This window comes from Microbispora sp. NPDC088329 (assembly GCF_040685655.1).
Lineage (GTDB): Bacteria > Actinomycetota > Actinomycetes > Streptosporangiales > Streptosporangiaceae > Microbispora.
Genome location: NZ_JBFBIP010000007.1, coordinates 199,749 through 218,882 on the forward strand (window position 1 = coordinate 199,749; position 19,134 = coordinate 218,882).

At 72.4% G+C, this 19,134-nt stretch carries 16 protein-coding genes; 13 read left to right on the plus strand and 3 right to left on the minus strand.

The features are described 5' to 3' along the window. Positions 1 to 54: 54 nt before the first annotated feature. The gene (locus AB0O28_RS16515; RefSeq protein ID WP_363640823.1) at positions 55 to 795 is read right to left on the minus strand and encodes an FCD domain-containing protein; all 741 of its coding nucleotides are present in this window, start codon (positions 793 to 795) and stop codon (positions 55 to 57) included. A 91-nt stretch (positions 796 to 886) separates the two neighbouring features. On the opposite strand from AB0O28_RS16515, the gene AB0O28_RS16520 reads away from it, so the two are divergent. Genes AB0O28_RS16520 through AB0O28_RS16530 form a run of 3 tightly spaced genes read left to right on the plus strand, consistent with a single transcriptional unit; the run spans position 887 to position 3,644 of the window. Then, the gene (locus AB0O28_RS16520; RefSeq protein WP_363640825.1) at positions 887 to 1,624 is read left to right on the plus strand and encodes a (Fe-S)-binding protein; all 738 of its coding nucleotides are present in this window, start codon (positions 887 to 889) and stop codon (positions 1,622 to 1,624) included. Further along, positions 1,621 to 3,036, plus strand: coding sequence for a lactate utilization protein B (locus AB0O28_RS16525; protein ID WP_363640827.1), 1,416 nt, complete (start codon positions 1,621 to 1,623; stop codon positions 3,034 to 3,036). The genes AB0O28_RS16520 and AB0O28_RS16525 overlap by 4 nt, the downstream gene beginning before the upstream one ends. After that, complete coding sequence (locus AB0O28_RS16530; RefSeq protein WP_363640829.1) at positions 3,033 to 3,644, plus strand: LUD domain-containing protein; 612 nt, start codon at positions 3,033 to 3,035, stop codon at positions 3,642 to 3,644. The genes AB0O28_RS16525 and AB0O28_RS16530 overlap by 4 nt, the downstream gene beginning before the upstream one ends. A 101-nt stretch (positions 3,645 to 3,745) precedes the next feature. On the opposite strand, the gene AB0O28_RS16535 is transcribed toward AB0O28_RS16530, so the two are convergent. Then, positions 3,746 to 4,813: a Vms1/Ankzf1 family peptidyl-tRNA hydrolase gene (locus AB0O28_RS16535; protein WP_363640831.1), complete on the minus strand. Its 1,068-nt coding sequence runs from the start codon at positions 4,811 to 4,813 to the stop codon at positions 3,746 to 3,748. Between the two features lie 9 nt (positions 4,814 to 4,822). Continuing rightward, entirely contained in the window at positions 4,823 to 5,242 is a 420-nt protein-coding gene (locus tag AB0O28_RS16540; protein ID WP_363640833.1) for a DUF2795 domain-containing protein, read from the minus strand. A 135-nt stretch (positions 5,243 to 5,377) separates the two neighbouring features. Between AB0O28_RS16540 and AB0O28_RS16545 the strand changes: the two genes are divergently transcribed. The 10 genes from AB0O28_RS16545 to AB0O28_RS16590 all read left to right on the plus strand — a co-directional run bounded on the left by AB0O28_RS16545 (position 5,378) and on the right by AB0O28_RS16590 (position 19,132). Beyond that, positions 5,378 to 6,466: a GNAT family N-acetyltransferase gene (locus AB0O28_RS16545; RefSeq protein WP_363640835.1), complete on the plus strand. Its 1,089-nt coding sequence runs from the start codon at positions 5,378 to 5,380 to the stop codon at positions 6,464 to 6,466. 217 nt (positions 6,467 to 6,683) lie between these two features. Then, the gene (locus AB0O28_RS16550) at positions 6,684 to 7,877 is read left to right on the plus strand and encodes a sirohydrochlorin chelatase (protein ID WP_363640837.1); all 1,194 of its coding nucleotides are present in this window, start codon (positions 6,684 to 6,686) and stop codon (positions 7,875 to 7,877) included. Between the two features lie 23 nt (positions 7,878 to 7,900). Then, a complete protein-coding gene (gene cobT, locus AB0O28_RS16555; protein WP_363640839.1) occupies positions 7,901 to 8,986 on the plus strand; it encodes a nicotinate-nucleotide--dimethylbenzimidazole phosphoribosyltransferase in 1,086 nt (361 codons plus the stop codon). A gap of 115 nt (positions 8,987 to 9,101) precedes the next feature. Next, a complete protein-coding gene (cobA, locus tag AB0O28_RS16560) occupies positions 9,102 to 10,334 on the plus strand; it encodes a uroporphyrinogen-III C-methyltransferase (RefSeq protein WP_363640841.1) in 1,233 nt (410 codons plus the stop codon). Next, complete coding sequence (locus AB0O28_RS16565; RefSeq protein WP_363640843.1) at positions 10,331 to 12,577, plus strand: dynamin family protein; 2,247 nt, start codon at positions 10,331 to 10,333, stop codon at positions 12,575 to 12,577. The genes cobA and AB0O28_RS16565 overlap by 4 nt, the downstream gene beginning before the upstream one ends. 58 nt (positions 12,578 to 12,635) lie before the next feature. Beyond that, on the plus strand, positions 12,636 to 14,267 hold the full coding sequence (locus AB0O28_RS16570; RefSeq protein WP_363640845.1) for a GTPase: 1,632 nt from the start codon (positions 12,636 to 12,638) through the stop codon (positions 14,265 to 14,267). A 188-nt stretch (positions 14,268 to 14,455) separates the two neighbouring features. Continuing rightward, on the plus strand, positions 14,456 to 15,283 hold the full coding sequence (locus AB0O28_RS16575) for a single-stranded DNA-binding protein (RefSeq protein ID WP_363640847.1): 828 nt from the start codon (positions 14,456 to 14,458) through the stop codon (positions 15,281 to 15,283). A gap of 356 nt (positions 15,284 to 15,639) precedes the next feature. Beyond that, positions 15,640 to 16,941 carry a GGDEF domain-containing protein gene (locus AB0O28_RS16580; protein ID WP_363640849.1) on the plus strand — a complete coding sequence of 434 codons (1,302 nt, stop codon included), beginning with the start codon at positions 15,640 to 15,642 and terminating at the stop codon, positions 16,939 to 16,941. 10 nt (positions 16,942 to 16,951) lie between these two features. Then, the gene (gene ettA / locus AB0O28_RS16585; RefSeq protein ID WP_363640851.1) at positions 16,952 to 18,616 is read left to right on the plus strand and encodes an energy-dependent translational throttle protein EttA; all 1,665 of its coding nucleotides are present in this window, start codon (positions 16,952 to 16,954) and stop codon (positions 18,614 to 18,616) included. Positions 18,617 to 18,694: 78 nt separating this feature from the next. Next, positions 18,695 to 19,132, plus strand: coding sequence for a thioesterase family protein (locus AB0O28_RS16590; RefSeq protein WP_363640853.1), 438 nt, complete (start codon positions 18,695 to 18,697; stop codon positions 19,130 to 19,132). Positions 19,133 to 19,134 lie beyond the last annotated feature (2 nt).

The window sequence follows — 19,134 nt, forward strand, 5'->3', positions numbered from 1 at the left end:
ATCCTTGACGGCTCCGCCCGTGCCTCATCGGCGACGAGCCGATGGGAACACGTTCTATGCGGGGAGGCCGGAATCCGGATAGGCGCGGGCCAGGTGCGCGGCGACCGCGGCCGCCGCGGCTTCGGCGTCGCCGTCCTCGATCGCCCGGTGGATGCGCCGATGGTCGTCCTGCAGGCCGCCGGTGTCGCCGAGCCGTACGACGGCGTCCACGGCGTAGCGGCGCAGGACGTCGCGCAGCGCCCGCATGACCGCCACGGTCAGCCGGTTGCCCGACGCCTCGGCAAGGGCCAGGTGGAACGCGATGTCGTGCTCGACGAACTCGACGGGGTCGCGGGCGGCGTCCATGGCCGCGATCGCCTCCGCCATCCGCGCCGTCGCCGTTCCCGCCGTCGCCGTGCGCGTGGAAGCCGTGTCCGCGGAAGCCGCCGCCCGGGCCGCGGCCAACTGCTCGATCATCAGCCGGGTGTCGATCACCTCGTCCAGCGAGACGGCGGCGAGACCGAGATGCAGCCGGAGCAGGTCGGTGAGGGCGCTTCCCGGGCGGGAGGTGAGCACCGCGCCGGCGTCGGGCCCCCGGCCGGCCTGCGACGCGACCACCCCGAGGGTCTCCAGCACGCGCAGCGCCTCCCGGACCGACGACCGGCCGACCCCGAGCTGCTCGGCGAGCTGCCGTTCGCCCGGCAGGCGGTCGCCCACGGTCAGGCCGTCGGCCGCGATCCGCTCCTCGATGCGGGCGAGCACCTCCTCGAAGGCGCGCGGGCGGGCGTCCGGACGCCGGCGTTCTTCGGTGGTCACCGCGGCTCCTCACGATGCCGATGTCGCCCGGGGCGAACCAGGATGTATGGTCTGACCATATTTGGTCTGACCATACACGCCGGGAGGGCACGTGCGGGTAGCCCTGTTCGTCACCTGCGTCAACGACACGCTCTTCCCGGACACCGGGCGGGCGGTCGTGCGCCTGCTGCGCCGCCTCGGCGTCGAGGCCGACTTCCCCCGCGCCCAGACCTGCTGCGGGCAGATGCACGCCAACACCGGCTACCGGGACGAGGCCGTACGGCTGGCCCGGCGCAGCGTGGCGGCGCTGCGCGGCTACGACGCGGTCGTCGTCCCCTCGGGCTCGTGCGCGGCCATGATGCGCGAGCAGTACCCGAAGCTGGCCGGGCCGTCCGGACCCTTCGCGGAGGCGGTGGCACAGGTCGTGCCCAGGACGTACGAGCTGACCGAGTTCCTGGCCGACGTGCTGGGGGTGACCGACGTCGGGGCCTACTTTCCGCACCGGGTCACCTACCACCCGACGTGCCACTCGCTGCGCGGCATCCACCTGGGAGACCGCCCCCTGACGCTGTTACGCCAGGTCAAAGGGCTGGAACTGGTGCCGCTGCCGGGCGCCGAGGAGTGCTGCGGCTTCGGCGGCACCTTCGCGGTCAAGAACGCCGACGTGTCGGCGGCGATGTGCGCCGACAAGGTGCGTGCCGTCCTCGACACCGGCGCCGAAGTGCTGTGCGCTGCCGACAACTCCTGCCTGATGCACATCGGCGGCATGCTCGGCCGGCAGAAGTCCGGCGTGCGGGTGATGCACCTGGCCGAGATCCTCTGCTCGACCGAGACGGCGGGGGCCCGATGAGCGTCACCTTCCTCGGCATGCCGGCGGACCGCCCCTTCTCCCGCAACGCCGCGAGAGCCGTACGGGACTCGCAGCTGCGGTTCAACCTCCGCAAGGCGACTCAGGCGATCAGGACCAGGCGGGCGAGCGTCGTGGCGGAGGCGCCCGACTGGGCCGGGCTGCGCGAGGCCGGCCGGGCGATCAAGGAGCACACGCTCCGCAACCTCGACAGATACCTGATCCAGCTGGAGGAGGCCGTCACGGCGGCCGGAGGCCACGTGCATTGGGCCGCAGACGCGGCGGAGGCCAACCGGATCGTCGCCGACCTGGTGAAGGCCACGGGCGAGACGGAGGTCGTCAAGGTCAAGTCGATGGCCACCCAGGAGATCGGCCTCAACGAGGCGCTGCTGGAGCAGGGCATCACCGCGTACGAGACCGACCTCGCCGAGCTCATCGTGCAGCTGGGCGACGACCGGCCCTCGCACATCCTCGTCCCGGCGATCCACCGCAACCGCGCGGAGATCCGCGAGGTCTTCGCCGAGCACATGGCCGGCTGGGGCCGCCCCGCCCCCGACGATCTGACCGACGACCCCGCGGCGCTGGCCGAGGCGGCCCGGCTCCACCTGCGCGAGCGCTTCCTGAAGACGAAGGTGGCGATCTCCGGGGCCAACTTCGCGATCGCCGAGACCGGCACGCTGGTCGTGCTGGAGTCCGAGGGCAACGGCCGCATGTGCCTCACGCTGCCGCGCACGCTGATCAGCGTGGTCGGCATCGAGAAGGTGCTGCCGGCCTGGCGCGACCTGGAGGTCTTCCTCCAGCTCCTGCCGCGCAGCTCGACCGGGGAGCGGATGAACCCCTACACCTCGACGTGGACCGGCGCGACGGAGGGCCAGGAGTTCCACCTCGTGCTGCTCGACAACGGCCGCACCGGCGTCCTCGCCGACGAGGTCGGGCGGCAGGCGCTGCGCTGCATCCGCTGCTCGGCCTGCCTCAACGCCTGCCCCGTGTACGAACGGACGGGCGGCCACGCGTACGGGTCGGTCTATCCCGGGCCGATCGGGGCGATCCTGACGCCGCAGCTTCGCGGCATGGGCTCCGAGCTGGACCGCTCGCTGCCGTACGCCTCCTCGCTGTGCGGCGCCTGCTACGAGGTCTGCCCGGTGGCCATCGACATCCCGTCCGTACTGGTCGACCTGCGGGCCCGGGCCCGCCACCCCTGGCCGGAGCGCGCCGGAATGGCGGCGGCCGGATGGGTGCTCGAACGGTCGGGACGGCTGGCGCGTCTGCAGCGGGCCGGAGGACGGCTGCGCCGGTTCGTGCCCCGGCGGCTGCCGGGGCCGCTCGCCGGGTGGACCGACACCAGGGACCTTCCCGAGGTGCCGGGAGAGTCGTTCCGCGAATGGTGGGACCGCACGGACGGAGGACGCCGATGAGCTCCCGCGACCTGATCCTCGCCCGGGTCCGCCGCGCCCTGGCGGGCGTGCCCGACGCCGAGATCACCCGCGACTACCGCGGGCCTTCGCGGACGCCGGGCGACATCCGCCTGTTCGAGCAGCGGGTCCGCGACTACCGCGCCGTGGTCCACCTCGTGGACGAGGCAGGCGTGGCCGGGCGCGTCGCGCGGTCCCTCACGGAGCGCGGGGCGCGGCGGGTCGTCGTGCCCGCCGGGTTCCCCGCGTCGTGGCTCGCCGCCGCGGACGTGGAGACGGCCGCCGACGACCCGCCGCTGAGCGCCGCCGGCCTCGACGCCGTGGACGGCGTGCTCACCACCTGCGCGGTCGCCGTCGCGGAGACCGGCACGATCGTCCTCGACGCCGGGCCCGGCCAGGGCAGGCGGGCGCTCACACTCGTGCCCGACTATCACCTGTGCGTGGTGCGGGCCGCCCAGATCGTCGCCGGGGTGCCGGACGCCGTCGCCCGGCTCGACCCCGCGCGTCCCCTCACCTGGATCAGCGGCCCCTCGGCGACCAGCGACATCGAGCTCAACCGGGTCGAGGGCGTCCACGGGCCCCGCACGCTCCACGTGCTGATCGTGACCTGAGCCTCCGCCCGAGTCCGCCCGAGTCCGCCCGAGTCCCCGAGTCCGCCTGACTCTGCCCGGAGCCGTCCGGATTCGCCCGTATCCCGCCGGCGCCCCGCGAGTCAGAAGCGCAGCAGCGCGCCGATCCCGTCGGGTGATTCGAGGCGCGGGACGAACCACAGCTCGGCGTCGGTCGCGGCCACCGCCCGGGCGAGGGCGGAGTCCACGCGTTCCCGCACGGGCTCCTCGACGCCCCAGGCGGCCAGCTCCGCCGGGTCGGTGGACAACTGGGTGGGCTCGGGCCCGATCCACATCGTGGCCGTGGAGGACGGGTCGTCGTGCATCAGCACCGCCCCCACCCGCCGGTCGCGCAGCGCGCGGGCCGTCTCCGTCAGGCCGGTGACCGCGTTGCCCGCCGCGTAGGTGTTCAGCAGCTCCTCGCAGCGCCGGTCGGTCCAGGCCCGGCAGGCCCCTTCGACCTCCCGCCGGAAGTGCTCCAGGTCGGCGCCCGGGGCGCGGCTGCCGTGCTCGGCCACGGTCAGCCGTCGTACGACGTCCTTGCCGAGGTAGTCGGTCACGAGCGCGCGGGCCTTGGGATCACCGGCCAGCACCACGACCTGCGCGCCGATGCCGTGCGCCTCCTTCTCCACGACTTCGGCGACGGCCACGGCGTTGCGGCGCCAGGTCTCCTCGACCTCCCGCTCGAAGTTGCCCTGCGACCAGCCGCCCGCGCCGGTCTTCTGGATCGGCCCTTCCGTCGCCTCCACGGTCAGCTCGCGCCGCCGCCCGTCGGCCACGACGGCGACGTCGCCCCCGGCCCGGTCGGCCAGCACCTCGAGATGCGGGACGTGCTCGCCGCGTTGCGCGAGCAGCGGCACCACGTGGGGGAGCGGCGACCACCGCGCGGTCTGGCGGCGCGGCCGGTGCGCGAGCGGCTCGGTGAGCACGATCTCGCCCTCCCGGGAGAACGCGGCCCGCCCGGGCGCGGCCCACACGGGATCGAGCATCAGCTCGCCGATGGGATCGAGGGCCGAGGGCGGCGCCCCCTCCTCGGCGAGCCGCTCCCTGAGATGGGCCCACCGGCGCTGGATCACGTTGGACGCGCCCTCCGACGACCGGTCGGTGTCCACGTATACCGAGGCGTACGGGCCGTTGCGCGCGTACAGCCCGCGGATGAAGTCCAGTCTCACGGGCCCTCCTCACCAGCGCTGGCGTTCCACTCCGAGTCCGAGTGCCTCGGCCACCTCCGCGATGTTGTGGAAGGTCATCTCGGGCAGCCGCCGTACGGCGTCGACCACGGCGTCGGGGGCGTTCTTGCGTTCGGCATGGGCGAGCAGCTTGGCCGGATCGGCGGGGAAGCCGGCGTCGCTGAGCCAGGTGGCGAGGTGGCTGCGGCGCTCCACATCGGCGGGGGTGATGCCGAGCGGCGTGCCGGGCTCGCGGCCGGGCGGGTGCCGGCGAGGCGGTGACATGTCCTCTTCGGGCTGTTGCGTCGGCTCGGGCTCGCGCCACTCCTCGACCCGGGTGCGTCCGGCGCCCTGCACGAGGCCTTGCGTCTCGTGCTTCTGCTCCTCGTCGAGCCGGCGGCCGTGCTTGTCGCTGCCGCGTTGGATACTCATGACCTCACCTCCCGATTAGGGTCACTGACGTGCCTCGTACCCGGACCGCCTGCCCCAAACATCGAGAGCGGTGAGGCCGATGTCCCACATAATCTGCGGCGGGCGACGAACTCGCTTGTGTGATGGAGTGACGCATTGTTCGACGAGCGGCTGACGATCAACACCGAACGGCTGATCCTGCGGCCGTTCGGCCCCGGGGACGCGGGCCAGGTACGCGCGATCATCGAGGACGGCGCGCACCTCACCGCGCTGCCGCCGGGCGCGCCCGGGCACGCGTCCGGCATCGCTCAGTGGCTGTCGTACGGCGTGCACGAGCTGTGGCGCTCGGGCCAGGGCATCCACCTCGCGATGCACGCGCGGCACGGCGTGGTCGGGTCGATCAGCGTCTTCAAGGCCCAGTGGGGCACGGGCACCGCGGAGGTGGGATACGGCGTGCATCCCGCCTACCGCCGCAGGGGATACGCGACCGAGGCGGTCCGCGGGCTCACCGGATGCCTGCTCGGGCAGGGCCCGCTGCGCCGGATCGAGCTGCGGGCCGACGCCGGCAACCTCGCGTCGATCAGGGTCGCGGAGAAGGCCGGCTTCACCCGCGAGGGACTGCTGCGCGGCGCCGGATTCGAGGACGACGGCCCGCGCGACCTGGTGGTCTTCGGCCGGCTGCGCGGTGACGAGAGGCTCGTGCCGCGCCGCAGGATCGAGAGCGAGCGGCTGGTCCTGCGGCCGTTCGCCCGCCAGGACGCGTTCGACGTCGTGGACGCGGTCAAGGGCGATCCTGAGATCGCCCGCTGGATGACGTGGGCCGAGGGCTACACGCTGGAGCGCGCCCTGGAGTGGTGCACCCGGCTCGCGCACGCCAACGGTCCCGGCTATGGTGGCAACTTCGCGATACAGCCGAAGGACGGGGAACGGCTCGCCGGAGCCATCGGCGTGCAGCGCGAGGACCACGAGCGCGGGGACGCCGAACTGGGCTACTGGATCGCGCCGTGGGCCCGCCGCAAGGGGTACGCGGTGGAGGCCGCGCGCCTGGCCACGGCCTACCTGTTCGACCTCGGTTTCCACCGGGTCCACCTGCTGGTCGCGACGGGCAACCGCGCAAGCCAGGCGGTCGCGAGGAAGGCCGGGTTCATCGAGGAGGGCATCATGCGGCAGGCGCTGCCGGTTCCGGGAGGCTGGGCCGATGCCGTCCTGTTCGGCATGCTCAACGGGGAAATTTCCTGGCAATAGGTAAAGAATCCCCCTAGTCGCTGGGCCCATCGGTCAAGTGGCCACCATGATTGAGGGCCGTAAGGCTATCCTCGCCAGCCGTGAGCCTCCCGCCGGCCGGTGAGCGCGCGTCCTCGATGCGGGAGACCCCTCCCCGGCATGCACACGGGCGGCGCCGGCCCGACCGGGGCGAGGGATCGCGAACGACACGCAGGTCAACTGCAGGGAGATCAGCCAGATGAAACCGCCGCTGCTGCTCATCGGCCACGGCACCCACGATGAGACCGGCGTCGCCGAGTTCGGCAGGTTCGTTCACCGCCTCCGCTGCCGCCTCGACGGGCTTCCCGCCGAGGTGAGCGGTGGTTTCATCACGAACGCCCGCCCTCCGCTCGGCGACTCCATCGCCTCGCTCGTGGCCCGGGGGCACCACCACCTGATCGCGGTGCCGCTCAGCCTGACCGGCGACCGGCGCGCGCTCGGGGACATTCCCGGCACCATGGCTCTCGAGCAGGAGCGGCACCCGACGCTCGAATACGACCTCGGCCGCCCCCTCGGGCCCGACCCGCGCGTGCTCAAGCTCCTCGCGGAGCGGCTCGCCGACGCTCGCGCGGAGATGCCGCGGTTCGTGACCGACGAGCCGCCCGCCGAGATCTCGCCCGGCGAGACCGCGGTCGTCCTGGTCGGGCACGGCTCCACCGACCCCGCCGTCAACGCCGAGGTCCACCGGGTCTCGCGGCTGTTCTGGGAGACCCACGCCCCCGACCTGCTGACCGTGGAGACCGCCTACGTCTCGCACACCCGCCCCGGCGTGCCCGGCGGCCTGGAGCGCTGCCGCAGGCTCGGCGCCAAGCGCGTGATCGTCCTGCCGTACGTGCTGTTCGCGGGCGGGGTCCTCGAACGCATCTGGGCGCAGGCGCTGGCGTACGGCGCCAACCACGAGGGCCTCGACATCCGCTGCGCCGAGGTGATCGGCGACTGCGAGGGCCTCGCCGACGTGGTGATCGACAGATACGAGGAGGCGCTCGCCGGGGGCGGGCAGTCCTCGGCGCCGGCCGTGCAGGAACCGTCCGCGGTGCTGACCGCGACCCGGCCGTTCCCCGCGGGGCACGCGCTGGACGTGGCCGCGGCGGCGGGGACCGGCGCCGGGCTCGTGACCGCCGTCGCCCCCCGGCTGAACACGATCCGGGCCGTCCGCCCCGAGCCGCTGAGCTCCGATTCCCCGGAACTGGAGTCCCTCGACGTGGAGTCCCTGGATCTGGAGTCGCCGGAGCTGGAGGCGCTCGACGTGGAGGTCTTCGAACCGGAGACGGAAGGCGAGATCGAGGCCGATACCATGATCGGCATGACCGGCCGCGGCGAGGCGGGGGACAAACCCCGCGGCGATGCGCCGGACGGGCCGCTCGCTCAGCCCGGAGTCGCCAGCGTGGTGTAGGCCACCGCGCAGAAGGAGAGAACATGACGTCCCTCGGCGAGACGATCGGCGCCATCCGCCCGGTCGAGCCCGGCCCCATGGCGGAGGCAAGGGCCCACCAGGACAGGCTCACCAAACCGAGCGGCTCGCTCGGGGTGCTCGAGGACGTCGCGGTTCGGCTCGCCGGCATCGCCGGGACGTGCCCGCCGCCGCTCCCGGCCCCGGTGGCACTGGCGATCTTCGCCGCCGACCACGGCGTGCACGCGCAGGGGGTGAGTCCCTGGCCGCAGGAGGTCACCGCGCAGATGGTGGCCAACTTCACGGCGGGAGGAGCCGTCGCCAACGCCTTCGCGGCGCAGGTGGGCGCGTCGGTCACCGTGGTGGACGTGGGCGTCGCGGCCGACCTGCCGCCCGCGCCCCTGCTGCTCGCCCGCAAGGTGGCGTACGGCACGGCCGACCTGTCGCAGGGCCCCGCGATGACGCGGGAGCAGGCCACCGCCGCCCTGACGGCGGGGATCGAGGTGGCCCGCGACCTGGTCGAGGCGGGCGGGCGCTGCCTGGTCACCGGCGACATGGGCATCGCGAACACCACCGCGTCGGCCGCCCTGATCTGCGCCTTCACCGGCAGGCCCGCCGCCGGGGTCACCGGGCGGGGGACCGGCGTCGACGACGCCACCTACGAGCGGAAGATCGAGATCGTACGGCGGGGGCTGCGGGCCAACGGGATCACCGAGGCGGAAGCCGTACCGGACGGGCCGGACGAGGCGCTGCGCGTGCTCGCGGCGGTCGGCGGGCTGGAGCACGCGGCGATCGCCGGTTTCGTGCTCGGCGCCGCCGCGGCCCGGGTGCCGGTCATCCTCGACGGGGTGATCGCCGGAGCGGCGGCCCTGGCGGCCGGCGCGCTCGCGCCCGACGCGATCGGCTACTGCCTGGCCGGGCACCGCTCGGCCGAGCCCGGCCACGCGGCCGCGCTGGCCCATCTGGGCCTCGAACCACTCGTCGACCTGCGGCTTCGCCTCGGAGAGGGAACCGGCGGGCTGCTCGCCCACCCTCTGGTCAGCGCGGCGGCACGGGTCATGCACGAGGTCGCCACCTTCGACTCCGCCGGTGTGGCGGACAAGAGGGAGTGACCTCCGGGGACCGGCCCGTGGACTCACAAGTCTCAACTGGCGAATGTCGCCCGAGCCCACCGGGTAGGTTTGCCTCCTAACAATGCACGTTTGACGCAATAGGGAGACTGGGGTCATGGCGCCCTACCTGCTCGGCCTTCGCCTCGATGGACGGCGTGTGCTCGTGGTCGGCGGCGGACGCGTCGCTCAGCGACGGGTTCCCGCACTGCTCGACGCCGGAGCCTCCGTGACCCTGATCTCGCCCAGTGTCACCCCGGCGCTGGACGACCTCATCGCCGCCGGGCGGGTGATCTGGGAGCAGCGGCCGTACGAGGTCGGCGACTGCGACGGCGCCTGGCTGGTGCACGCCTGCACCGATCACCGCGACGTCAACACCGCGGTGGCCGCAGAGGCAGAGGCCAAGCGCATCTGGTGCGTGCGGGCGGACGACAAGGACGCCTCCGCGGCCTGGACCCCCGCCAGCGGACGGGTGGACGAGGTCGGCGTGGCGGTCACCGCCGGCGGCGACCCCCGCCGCGCGGCCGGCATCAGGGACGCCATCGTCGGCGCGCTGCGCGACGGCACCGTGGACGCCCGGCGGCACCGCACCAAGCCGGTCGGCGTCGCGCTCGTGGGCGGTGGCCCCGGCGATCCCGGCCTGATCACCGTCCGGGGACGTCAGCTCCTGGCCCAGGCCGACGTGGTCGTGGCCGACCGTCTCGCACCGCGCGCGCTGCTGGACGAACTGTCCCCCGACGTCGAGCTGATCGACGCCGCGAAGGTGCCGTACGGCCGGTCGCTGTCCCAGGAGAAGATCAACGAACTGCTCGTCGAGCACGCCCGTAAGGGCAGGTTCGTCGTACGGCTGAAGGGCGGCGACCCGTTCGTCTTCGGCCGCGGCGGCGAGGAGATGATCGCCTGTGCCCGGGCGGGGATCCCGGTGACCGTGGTGCCCGGCATCACCAGCGCGGTCGCGGTTCCGAGCGCCGCCGGAGTCCCGGTCACCCACCGCGGGGTGAGCCAGGAGTTCCACGTCATCTCCGTGCACGTCGCGCCCGGCGACCCCAGGTCCACCGTCGACTGGTCCGGATTGGCGCGATCGACGGGAACCCTGATACTCCTCATGGCCGTCGAACGGATCAAGGAGATCGCCGAAACGCTGGTTCGGGACGGACGTTCCCCGGAAACTCCCGTGATGGTGGTACAGGACGGTACTCTTCCGACCCAGCGAGCCGTTGCCGCCACGTTGTCGACCGTGGCGGAACGGATGACCGCGGCCGGAGTACGGCCTCCGGCGATCGTGATCGTCGGCGAGGTCGTCAAGGTCGGCCAGGAGATCGAGATGGTGCGAGCGGAGCGGGTCCCGTGAGATCGGCAGCCAGGAACACGCCCGACCACGGGACCGGTGCGGGTTCCGGCGACGCCGTGACCGAGGAGCCGGACGCCGAGGAGCCGGACGTCAGGGCTCCGCACATCGGGGGGCCGGGCCTCGGGGAGCACCCGGAGTCGCCCGGGGAGCAGACCATCGCGTTCCGCCCGATCCGCGACGACGAGCCCGCGCCGAGATCCGCACCGGAACCCGCCACGACATCGGCCGCGGAGTCCGCTTCGCGTCCATCGGGCCCGCGCGGGCCGCTGCCCGCCGCGTCCGCGACCGTTTCGGGAGGGACCGCGGACGACGTCGTACGGCCCGGTGGGGATCGCGAGGGCGAGGCGGCGGACGGCCACGGCGAACAGGACGCGCAACGTGAGGACGCGCGGGACCTTGAGGACGACTCCGAGGGTCCGGAGGGCGCGAAGGACGCCGAAGGCGCCGCGGACGGCGAAGACGCCGACGGCGCGGAGCACGCCGGGAACGCCGAGGACGCCGCGAACGCTGGCCGTGCCGAGCTTGATGACACGGACGACGCGGAGGACGGGGATCGGGTCCGCTCGTTCCCGATGCCGGAGCCGGTCTCGGCGGCGCTGACCGAAGCGCTCAACCAGCTCCGCACGGCCGTGAAGGGCCTGCACTTCGGTCTCGACGTGCCGGGCTCGGAGGAGGCGCGCAAGGCGCAGGCGGCGGTCCTGGCGCAGCTCGACGACTACGTCATCCCGCGCGTGCACATGAGCACCGCGCCCGCCCTGATCGTCGTGGCCGGTTCGACGGGGGCGGGCAAGTCCACCATCGTCAACTCGCTGGCCGGGCGGAAGGTCTCGGCCACCGGCGTGCGTCGCCCGACCACGGCGACGCCGGTGCTCGCCTGCCATCCCGACGAGTACGAGTGGTACGCACGGGGCGATCTTCTCGGCGGCCTGAACAGGCTCGACGAAGCCACGCGGGACGCCCCGCCCGGCAGCGTGGTGCTGACGTCGAGCCCGTCCCTGCCCCGGGGACTCGCGCTGCTCGACACGCCCGACATCGACTCCGTCGTGGAGGAGCACCACGAGATCGCGCACCGCATGCTGGACGCCGCCGACCTGTGGGTGTTCGTCACCACGGCGTCCCGGTACGCCGACGCCCCGTCCTGGGGCCTGCTGCGCCGGGCCAAGGAACGCGGCGCCCGCCTGGTCATCGTGCTGTCCCGCGTGCCGCCGAAGTCCCGCGAGGTCGTCGTCAAGCACTTCGGCCGGATGCTGAAGGAGTACGGCCTGGGCGAGGTCGAGTGCTTCGTCATCAACGAGACGGTCGTACGGGACGGGCACCTGCCCGAGATCGAGATCGCCGATCTGCGCATGTGGCTGTCGACCCTGTCGGCCGACGACGAGCGGCGGGAGACGGCGGTCAAGGCGACGCTCAACGGCGTGCTGAACAGCTTCCGCACCCGGTTGCCCGCGCTCGCCCGGCATCTCGAGACCCAGGTCGCCCTGCGCGCCGATCTGCGCTCCGACGTCGACGCGGCCTACATGGGCGCTCTGACGCGGATCGACGAGGCGACCAGGGACGGCTCGCTGCTGCGGGGCGAGGTGCTCGCGCGGTGGCAGGACTTCGCCGGCTCGGGCGACCTCATGCGCACGCTCCGGTTGCGCCGCGGCGCCAAGGGGCACCAGCAGGGGCCCGAGCGGGTGGCGGGGCTGAAGGCCGCCCTGCGGGCGGGCCTCGAAGCGCTGGTCAATTCGGCCGTTCAGCAGGCCGCCGAGGAAGTCGTGGCGCGCTGGCGGCAGCGGGCCGGCGCGGGCGACCGGCTGGCCACGACACCGGGGCTCGGCCGCCCGTCGGAGGAGGTCGCCCGCAGGACCACCAGGACCGTCACCGCCTGGCAGGACCACGTCACCGAACTGATCCGCACCGAGGGCGTGACCAAGCGGTCGGTGGCCAAGCTGGTCTCCTTCGACGTGGAGTCGCTCTCGCTGATCTTCATGATCGCCCTGCTCGGGTACGGCGCCACGGACGCGCCGGCGGGCACGGGGGCCGGCGCACTGCCGCAGCGGCTGCTGCGCGGCCTGCTCGGCGCCGAGTCGCTGCGCAACATCAGCGCCAAGGCCCGCAGCGATCTGCGCGCCCGCGTCGGCCTGCTCTTCGACGAGGAGACCCTCCGGTACGTCGACGCGCTCGACAGCGCCGGAATCCCGGACGAGGCCGCGGCGACGCGGCTGTACCAGGCAACCTACAACCTGGAAATCGCACGATGACGGAGCCGATCCGGCCAGACCCGCTCGGGTACGCCTCGGGCACCACGGTGAGGAATCCATGACGGCTGTCAGCACCGCCGAAACGCAGCACGGGCTCGGCTCCAGGCTCGCCGCCCTGGCCAAGATCGTCGAGTTGGGGCAGGGCCGCCTCGACCCGGCGCTGGTCACGGAGGCGGCCCAGCTCCTGCTGCGCGCGGGTGACCGGCTCAAGCTGTCGTCAGGCCACACGGTCGTCGCGCTCGCCGGTGGCACGGGCAGCGGGAAGTCGTCCCTGTTCAACGCCATCTCCGGGCTGGAGCTTTCGCCCATCGGGGTACGCAGGCCGACCACGGCGCGCACCCACGCCTGCGTCTGGGGGATCGACGGCGCGGGCCCGCTGCTCGACTGGCTGCAGATCCAGTGGCGGCACCGGTTCGCCCGCGCCAGCGCCCTCGACAAGGGCGAGAGCCAGTTGCACGGGCTGATCCTGCTCGACCTGCCCGACCACGACTCGATCCGCGCGCTCACCGACCACGAGGCCCACCGGCTGATCCAGGTGGCCGACCTCGTCGTGTGGGTGCTGGACCCGCAGAAGTACGCCGACGCCTCGGTGCATCGGCGCTACGTGGCCGAGCTGACCGGGCACGACGCGGTGACGGTCTTCGTGCTGAACCAGTCCGACCGGCTCTCCCCGGAGGAGCAGGCCGAATGCGTGACCGATCTGGAGGATCTCCTCCGGCGTGAGGGCATCGCCCATCCCCGGGTGGTCGCGACGTCCGCCACCACCGGCAAGGGCGTGGACGGCCTGAAGGCCGTTCTGGCCGAGTCCGTCGCCGCCAGGCGGGCGGCGTACCAGCGCCTCGAAGCCGACCTCGACCGGCTGGTGCTGCGCCTGGTGAAGGACATGCCGAAGTTGCTGCGGGTGGAGCCCGCGGTGGACGGCGCGCGGCGCTCCGGCCTGGTCGAGGCGCTGTGCGACGCGATCGGCGTGTCCGCTCTCGGCGAGGCCCTCGAGAACGTGTACGCCGTCCGCTCGGCCGACTGGGTCGGCTGGCCGTACGCGCGCTGGGCGGCCCGGCTGCGGCCCGATCCGCTCAAGAGTCTGCGCCTCGGGGCCGTGAAGGACGACATCCGCGGCCTCGTCGCGAGTTCGGTAACCGCTCAGCCCGCCGAGGTGGAAAACGCGGTGCAGACGCTCGCCGACGGGCTCACGGCCGGCATGCCCGAGGTGTGGCGCAGCGGTGTGCGCGAGGCCGCCCGCTCCCGGGCGGACGAGCTTCCCGAGGCGCTGTCGGACGAGTTGTCGCAGGTCGCCCCGCCGCTCGACCGGGTGCCCGCCTGGTGGTGGCTGCTGAAGCTCTGGCAGTACCTCCTTGTGGTCATGTTCGTGGCGAGTCTCGCCTGGGCGGGCGCCATCGTCGCGTACGGCGTGTTCAAGGCCGGCAGGCCGCCGGCCGCGGTCCTCGGCGACGTGGCCGTGCTGCCCTGGGTGGGACTGATGGTGATCAGCGTCCTCGGGCTCGGCCTGTTCTCGGCCATGGCGAGCAGGAATTTCGTGGTGCTCGCGGCGGGCAAGGAACGCGACCGGCTGGAGCATGACATGAGACGCCGGGTGGGCGTCCTGGCACAGGACATGGTCGTCCAGCCGGTCGAACGCGAGCTGAACCGCTACAACGAGTTCTTCGGCGCGATGGCGGCCACCCGGCGCTGAAGGCCTTCCTGCCCGTGCGCGGACGACCCGCGCCCACGGCGGACCGCCGTTTCCGATGCGTCGGCCGGGAGCGTCGTCCACAGGCGCGGGTTCGTCCACAGAACGCGTTTCTGGGCCGTGCGAGGGTGCCGGCGGCGGCCAGGGTGTCACCCGGGCCCGGCGAGTGACCGGGCCGGGGAGGCACTTCCATGAACGACATCTACGTCACGCTGAGCGGGAACGTCACCGACGACCCCCGGCAGTACCAGTTCCGCGACGGGTCGCGTGTCACCTCGATGCGGATGGCCGTCAACAGGCGCGTCCTCGACCAGCAGACCAACACCTGGCAGACCAGGGACACCACTTACTACACCGTGCGCTGCTATCGGGGCCTGGCGGACAACGTGCAGCAGTCGGTACGCAAGGGACACCCGATCGTGGTGTACGGCAAGCTGCGGATCAAGCAGTTCGAGCGCGACGGTGAGCAGCGGTTCTGGGCGGAGATCGAGGCCGGGTCCGTGGGCCATGACCTGAAGTGGGGCATCGCCACGTTCGAGAAGCCGATCCGGGCCTACTCGGCGGGCGCGCCGAGCGACGGCGAGCGCCGAGCGATGGAGGACGCGACGCGGGAGTGGGAGCTGACCGGCCCCTCCGACCTCGGCGCGGCGCCCATCGCCGACGGGGGCGCCGACGGGGGCGGTGATGGGGGCGGGGACGAGGCATTCGACACGCTCGTCGGCGTACGAGGCACGAACGACGCCGCCCTGCCGGCCGCCGGAGCGTGGGGATTCGCCGACACCCGCCATGACGCCGACACCCGCCACGCCGGCAGTGCCCGGCAGGCCGGCGACGCGCGACGAGCCACGGGAACGAGCGAGACGGACACGGTGGACGCCCCGGAGGCGACGCCGGAGGCGGCTGCTCTGGCCGACTCGGCCGGTCCGGCACACGCGACGGACGGGCCCGATCCGGGACACGCGGACGACGACGCCCAGGACGGCGGGGGCGCCTGGGTCCCGAGCACTGTGGCTGCCTGAACCATGCGGGCCCATGAACCACGGCGACCGCCTGAACCATCAGGGCTGCCTGGGCGCTGTGGTATTCCGAACCACGCGCGCCGCGTGAACCACTGGCCGCCTGAACCACGCGCGCCGCGTGAACCATGGAGGCCGCCTGAAGCACCAGCGCTGCCTGAACCACTGTGGCCGCCTGATCACTTCCGTCGGCCGCTGCGCGCCGGGAGCGGTCCGCGGGCAAACCGCCGCAGACGCCCGCCGGCCCCTCAGATGCAGATGGCCAACGTGCCAAGGTAGTGGTTCCCGTCGCGCATGGCACACTCCGCAACTATTGTGTTACTCATCGTGAGAAGGAGCTGTGGCTACTGGGGGGCGCGATGACGGCAACCGGTCAGACCTCGGCCAGGCCGCGAAGCGCGATCTGCTCGCGAAGTCGCTGGCCACTGCTGGCCCAGCCGCCTGCTCTCGTGTCCTACGTGTGCGCGATCGTGGCGCTCGACGTGGTCCTGATCGCGGTGCTGGCGAAGTCGACCGCGTTTCACGCCCCCCACCTCGCCATGTTCGGCGCGCTCACGGTGTGCGGTGCGGTGTGCATCGAGGCGACCCGCCGCCTCGGCATGCCCGCCGGCGTGTCCCGCGACCTGCTGTCCGCCTGGTGGTTGCCGGTGGCGTTCCTGCTTCCGCCGGTCTTCGCCCTGCTGGCGCCCATCCCGATGCAGATCCTGCTGCAGCTCAGGGTCCGGGCGACCGTGCTGTACCGCCGCGTGTTCAGCGCGGCGGCGATCGGGCTCGCGGCGGCCGCCGCCTCGGCCGTCTTCCACCGCTGGGTCCCCGTCCCCACGCATCTGTCCTCGGGGGAGGGAAGGCCGATCGCCGTCGCGGCGGCCTGCGCGGTGCTGTTCACGGTGCTCAACACCGCGCTGATCGCGGTCGCGGCGCACGCGTCGGACCCGGAGGGCCGCTGGGGGGAGGTCCTGTGGGACCGCGAACGCGTCCTCCTCGACGCGGTCGAGCTCTGCCTCGGCGTGCTCGTCGCGGTCGTCTGCGGGCTCAACCTGGCGCTGCTGCTCCTCGTGTTGCCGCCCGTCGTACTGCTCCAGCGGAGCCTGCTGCACGCCCAGCTCCAGGCCGCCGCCCGTACGGACCCGAAGACGGGCCTGCTGAACGCCGCCGCCTGGCAGCGGGAGGCGGACACGGAGATCGTCAGGGCCCAGCGGACCGGGGACGCCCTCGCGCTGGTCCTGGTGGACATCGACCACTTCAAGAAGGTCAACGACACCTACGGCCACCTGGTCGGCGACCAGGTCCTCGCCCAGGTGGCGGCCACCCTCCGCACCCAACTGCGCGAGTACGACGTGGTGGGGCGGTTCGGCGGCGAGGAGTTCGTCGTGCTGCTGCCGGGCGCCGACGTGCACGAGGCGCGGCGGGTGGCCGAGCGGCTGCGCGCCCGGGTGGGCCGCACGGTGATCCCCGCCGAGCAGGCGACGGTCACGGTCACGGTCTCCGCCGGGGTGGCCATCATGAACGTGCACGGTGAGGATCTCATCGAGTTGCTGGCCGCCGCCGACCTCGCCCTCTATCGCGCCAAAGAGCTCGGGAGGGACAGGGTCTGCCTCCCCGCCGCTCCCGTGGCCCCGCCTCCCCGCAGCGCGGACGGCGCTGCCGGTGCTATCCCCTAGGCTTGAAGGTATGCCGGAGTACATCTACACGTTGCAGCGCGTGCGCAAAGCGCACGGTGACAAGGTGGTCCTCGACGACGTCACGCTGTCGTTCCTCCCGGGGGCCAAGATCGGTGTCCTGGGCCCGAACGGCACGGGCAAGTCGACGCTGCTCAAGATGATGGCGGGGCTGGAGCAGCCGTCCAACGGCGAGGCCCGGCTGATGCCCGGCTTCACGGTCGGCATCCTGCTGCAGGAGCCGTCGCTCAACGAGTCGAAGACCGTGCTCGGAAACGTCGAGGAGGGCGTCGCCGAGACCAAGGCGATGCTCGACCGGTTCAACGAGATCGCCGAGCAGATGGCCACCGACTACAGCGACGAGTTGCTGGAGGAGATGGGCCGCCTGCAGGACGCGCTCGACCACCGCAACGCGTGGGACCTCGACAGCCAGCTCGAGCAGGCCATGGACGCGCTGCGCTGCCCGCCGCCCGACGCCGAGGTGACCACGCTCAGCGGTGGCGAGCGGCGCCGGGTCGCGCTGTGCAAGCTGCTGCTGGAGCAGCCCGACCTGCTGCTGCTCGACGAGCCCACCAACCACCTCGACGCCGAGAGCGTCCAGTGGCTGGAGCAGCACCTGGAGAAGTACCCCGGCACCGTCCTGGCCGTCACCCACGACCGATACTTCCTCGACAACGTGGCCGGCTGGATCCTGGAGCTCGACCGCGGCCGGTGCTACGCCTACGAGGGCAACTACTCCACCTACCTTGAGGCCAAGGCCGCGCGTCTGAAGGTCGAGGGCCAGAAGGACGTCAAGCGCAAGAAGCGCCTGGAGGAGGAGCTGGAGTGGGTGCGCTCCAACGCGCGCGCCCGCCAGACCAAGAGCCGAGCCCGTCTCCAGCGCTACGAGGAGATGGCCGCCGAAGCCGACAAGTACCGCAAGCTCGACTTCGAGGAGATCCAGATCCCGCCGGGCCCGCGCCTGGGCACGACGGTCATCCGGGCCGAGAAGCTGAGCAAGGGCTTCAGCGACCGGCTGCTCATGGACGAACTGTCCTTCGACCTGCCGCGCAACGGCATCGTCGGCATCATCGGCCCGAACGGCGTCGGCAAGACCACGCTGTTCCGGATGATCACGGGCTCCGAGACTCCGGACACCGGATCCATCACGGTCGGCGAGACCGTCAAGATCTCGTACGTGGACCAGGGCAGGGCCGGCATCGACCCGAGCAAGAACGTCTGGCAGGTCGTCTCCGACGGGCTCGACCACATCAAGGTCGGCAACGTCGAGATGCCCTCGCGGGCGTACGTCGCGGCGTTCGGCTTCAAGGGCCCCGACCAGCAGAAGCTCGCGGGCGTCCTGTCCGGTGGCGAGCGCAACCGGCTCAACCTGGCGCTCACCCTCAAGCAGGGCGGCAACGTGCTGCTCCTGGACGAGCCCACCAACGACCTCGACACCGAGACGCTGTCCAGCCTCGAGAACGCGCTGCTCGACTTCCCGGGCTGCGCCGTCATCACCTCGCACGACCGGTGGTTCCTCGACCGCATCGCCACCCACATCCTGGCGTGGGAGGAGGGCTCGAACTGGTTCTGGTTCGAGGGCAACTACGCCGACTACGAGAAGAACAAGGTCGAGCGCCTGGGCGCGGAGGCGGCCCGCCCGCACCGCGTCACCTACCGCAAGCTCACCCGCGACTGAGCCGCGTTTCCTTCCGCGGGCCTTCCGTCTGCGTCCCCCGCCGCCCGGCGGGGGACGGGCGCCCGTTAGGTTTGACCGGTGACCGAGCTACACCATTCCCCAGAGCAGCTGACCCGTTACGTCTTCGAACGCAAGGTGCGCTTCGCCGACATCGACAGCTTCGGCCACGTCAACAACGTCCGGTTCTTCGACTACCTCGAAGACGCGCGGGTGTCCATGCTGTGGGAGCGGCCGCGTGAGGTCGACGGCCGCCGTCAGGACCTGGTGGTCGCCCGGCATGAGATCGACTACCGGCGGCCGCTGACCTTCCGCGCCGACCCCGTACGCGTGGAGATGTGGGTGACCGAGATCTCCAGTGTTCGTTTCACTCTGGCGTACGAGATCCGCGACGACGAGACGCTCTACGTCGAGGCGCGCACCGTTCTGGTCGCCTACGACGCCGCGGCGGCCCGCCCCCGCAGGCTCGACGAGGACGAGCTCGCCTTCCTCAGGCGCTTCTCCGCCGTCGCCGTGTGACC

What these genes read in the sequence shown, in the direction of transcription:
- AB0O28_RS16525 (WP_363640827.1), top strand. Translation starts at nt 1,621, where the DNA reads ATGAGCGTCACCTTCCTCGGCATGCCGGCGGACCGCCCCTTCTCCCGC.
- AB0O28_RS16530 (WP_363640829.1), top strand. Translation starts at nt 3,033, where the DNA reads ATGAGCTCCCGCGACCTGATCCTCGCCCGGGTCCGCCGCGCCCTGGCG.
- AB0O28_RS16540 (WP_363640833.1), bottom strand. Translation starts at nt 5,242, where the DNA reads ATGAGTATCCAACGCGGCAGCGACAAGCACGGCCGCCGGCTCGACGAG.
- AB0O28_RS16550 (WP_363640837.1), top strand. Translation starts at nt 6,684, where the DNA reads ATGAAACCGCCGCTGCTGCTCATCGGCCACGGCACCCACGATGAGACC.
- cobT (WP_363640839.1), top strand. Translation starts at nt 7,901, where the DNA reads ATGACGTCCCTCGGCGAGACGATCGGCGCCATCCGCCCGGTCGAGCCC.
- cobA (WP_363640841.1), top strand. Translation starts at nt 9,102, where the DNA reads ATGGCGCCCTACCTGCTCGGCCTTCGCCTCGATGGACGGCGTGTGCTC.
- AB0O28_RS16570 (WP_363640845.1), top strand. Translation starts at nt 12,636, where the DNA reads ATGACGGCTGTCAGCACCGCCGAAACGCAGCACGGGCTCGGCTCCAGG.
- AB0O28_RS16575 (WP_363640847.1), top strand. Translation starts at nt 14,456, where the DNA reads ATGAACGACATCTACGTCACGCTGAGCGGGAACGTCACCGACGACCCC.
- AB0O28_RS16580 (WP_363640849.1), top strand. Translation starts at nt 15,640, where the DNA reads ATGACGGCAACCGGTCAGACCTCGGCCAGGCCGCGAAGCGCGATCTGC.
- ettA (WP_363640851.1), top strand. Translation starts at nt 16,952, where the DNA reads ATGCCGGAGTACATCTACACGTTGCAGCGCGTGCGCAAAGCGCACGGT.